This window comes from Candidatus Magnetaquicoccus inordinatus (genome assembly GCF_004217665.1).
In the GTDB taxonomy this organism is placed as follows: Bacteria; Pseudomonadota; Magnetococcia; order Magnetococcales; family Magnetaquicoccaceae; genus Magnetaquicoccus; species Magnetaquicoccus inordinatus.
In genome coordinates, this window is sequence record NZ_RXIU01000333.1 from 1 (window position 1) to 2,590 (window position 2,590).

Here is a 2,590-nt window from a genome sequence, read left to right on the forward strand (position 1 = left end):
GCACCGATTTGTGCCCCGCAGGGGCACTCTTTGGGAGGGCGGACGCCCGACATGCACAGTTTCGCTTGTGGCAACAGCGATAAAATTGGCAAATGCGCGTAACTATTCAGGTTAGTGCCTGCTCGCCAGCTCTACCCCCATGGGAATGCTGTGCACATTGGCGCAAATATTCAGGTTCGTGCCGGTTTGCCAGCTCTACCCCCATGGGGATGCTGTGCACATTGGCGCAAAAAAGCGCGCCAATCCGCACAGCTTGCTTCCATTAGGCGCGCCGCGCCGACGCAAAAAGCGCGTCGGCTTGTTGTGAAAGGCGCGCCAAAAGCAAAAGATTAAAAGCAAAAGATTAAAGATTAAAAGCAAAAGATTAAAGATTAAAAGCAAAATCCCAGGGATTCCATCCCTGGACCCGGCCAGGGAGGTGCCCTCCCTGGACCCGCAGTTGTTTTGGGTGGTGAATAGCTACAAGATTAAAAACAAAATCCCAGGGATTCCATCCCTGGACCCGGCCAGGGAGGTGCCCTCCCTGGACCTGCAGTTGTTTTGGGTGGTGAATAGTTACAAATGCGCTTGCCCTGGGGAAATAAACTTCTGGCGGAGCTGTCTGCAGCAGCTTATGCCATTTTAGCCCCCTGCTCGATGCGTCTCACCTGCCAGAGTGCCGCCGACAAACAGAAGACAGCCCACAGCAGAGTGATGGCCATGGAGAGTTGATAGTCTGGAGATTGCAGCAAATCGCTACTCGTCTGATAAAAGGGCAGACGAATCAAATGCAAGGCATGGGTAACCGGGTTGATCTGCATCACCGCCTGCAGCCAGGCTGGCGTATGATCCATGGGAAACAGGGCTCCAGAAAGCAGCCACAGAGGCATCAAAAATACCGACATGATGGCATGAAATCCGGCGGTGCTTTCCAGATTCCAGGCAATAAGAAAACCGAGAGTGGTAAAACCCAGAGTGGCCAGCAGCAGTCCAAACAACAGCAACAACGCCTCACCTACCCCCAGATGCAACCCCAACCAGGGGATGGCCAGCAACAACAGGGCAACCTGTATCAGTGCAACACTCATGGAACCCATCACCTTACCCAGAACAATGGCAATGCGCGGCAACGGGGCCACAAGAACCGCTTGCAGCAACCCCTGACTGCGATCCTCGATGATGGTAATGGTGGAAAAAATTCCAGAAAAAAGCAGCAACATCAAAAGAATACCAGGATAAAAATATTCCAGATAGCTCATACCAGAGAGCCCTGGGGGACGAAACGAGGCACTGAATCCACTCCCCAAAAAGAGCCAAAAAAGCAGAGGTTGTGCCAGACTGCCGACTACCCGGTGCGGTTGCCGAAAAAAACGCACCAGTTCACGCACAGCCAAAGCGCGAATGGGACGAATCATGAGAACCCCCCTCCCTTGCTGCTGGTATGGTGAATAAACACATCTTCCAAGGTGGGGTGATGAATCGCCAACGCTTGAAACTGTTCGCGATGCTGAAACAGCAGTTGCTGCAAGGTCTCCGCATCAATCCCTTGCAAACGCAGCTCTTGTTCCCGCTCTGTCACCTGAATCGAGGGACGTTGCGCAAGCAGTTGCAAGAGCTGTTGCCGATCCTCTTGTTGTTCGATTTGCAAAATCACCATCTCCTGACCCAAGCTGCTGCGCAACTGCTCAGGAGAGCCCACCGCCAACAGACGACCTTGATGCAAAATCCCCACTTGATCGGCCTGCTCGGCTTCATCAAACAGATGACTGGTAAACAGGATGGTCAGTGCATATTCACGGCGCAGACGTAACAGATGCGCAAAAAAATCACGACGGGCACCAGGATCCAAACCATTGGTCGGTTCATCCATAAAGAGAACTGCCGGACGATGCAGCAAAGCTTTGACCAGCTCAACGCGGCGGGCGGTACCACCAGAGAGGGTGCCCACCCGATCATGCAGGCGGTTGCCAAGCTCTGACCAGATTAAATCACACTCTAGACGCTGTTGAAACAGGTGCCGATCCAGATGATGCAGCTCGGCATGAATACGCAAATTTTCCAAAACCGTAAGCTGCTTATCCAACGCGGGCTGTTGAAACACTACCCCAAGCAGTTGCCGGGCAGCCTGAGCCTGATGCAGCATATCGTAACCGGCAATCTGCACTGAACCGCTGCTGGGATGGGTCAAACCACATAAAATACGAAACAGAGTCGATTTACCGCTGCCATTTGGTCCCGTCAAAGCAAAGAGGGTATGGGCTGGAATAGCAAGCTGCAACGCCAACAACGCCGCTCGTGCAGCCTGTTTTCGTTGTCCATAATAGTGACTCAGTTGGTTGATCTGGATCATGACGGTCGCTGGGGTCGGGAAATTTTGCGCTAAGTTTGGCGATTAGAATTGAACTATTCCTGCACAGTGTGTAGTATGGGCCTGCTTGAACAAACGAAGTCAGGATAGCCGGTTTTTTCCCGTAGCGGTAGGGTGGAAAGATGCCTTTTGCGAACTATCTCGAATTGCTAAAATTGCGGATTGGTGGGATGATTGCCTTGACGGCGGTTGTCTCCTATCTCTCCATGGCCGAGCGGGTGAATATTGCACATCTGTTCTGGT

General features: G+C 52.5%; 2 protein-coding genes. Both read right to left on the bottom strand.

What is annotated here, in order from left to right:
• Positions 1-611: 611 nt before the first annotated feature.
• Positions 612-1,394, bottom strand: coding sequence for an ABC transporter permease (locus EJP87_RS15325; RefSeq protein ID WP_130472732.1), 783 nt, complete (start codon positions 1,392-1,394; stop codon positions 612-614).
• Positions 1,391-2,329: an ABC transporter ATP-binding protein gene (locus tag EJP87_RS15330; protein ID WP_130472733.1), complete on the bottom strand. Its 939-nt coding sequence runs from the start codon at positions 2,327-2,329 to the stop codon at positions 1,391-1,393. The genes EJP87_RS15325 and EJP87_RS15330 overlap by 4 nt, the downstream gene beginning before the upstream one ends.
• Positions 2,330-2,590: the final 261 nt, after the last annotated feature.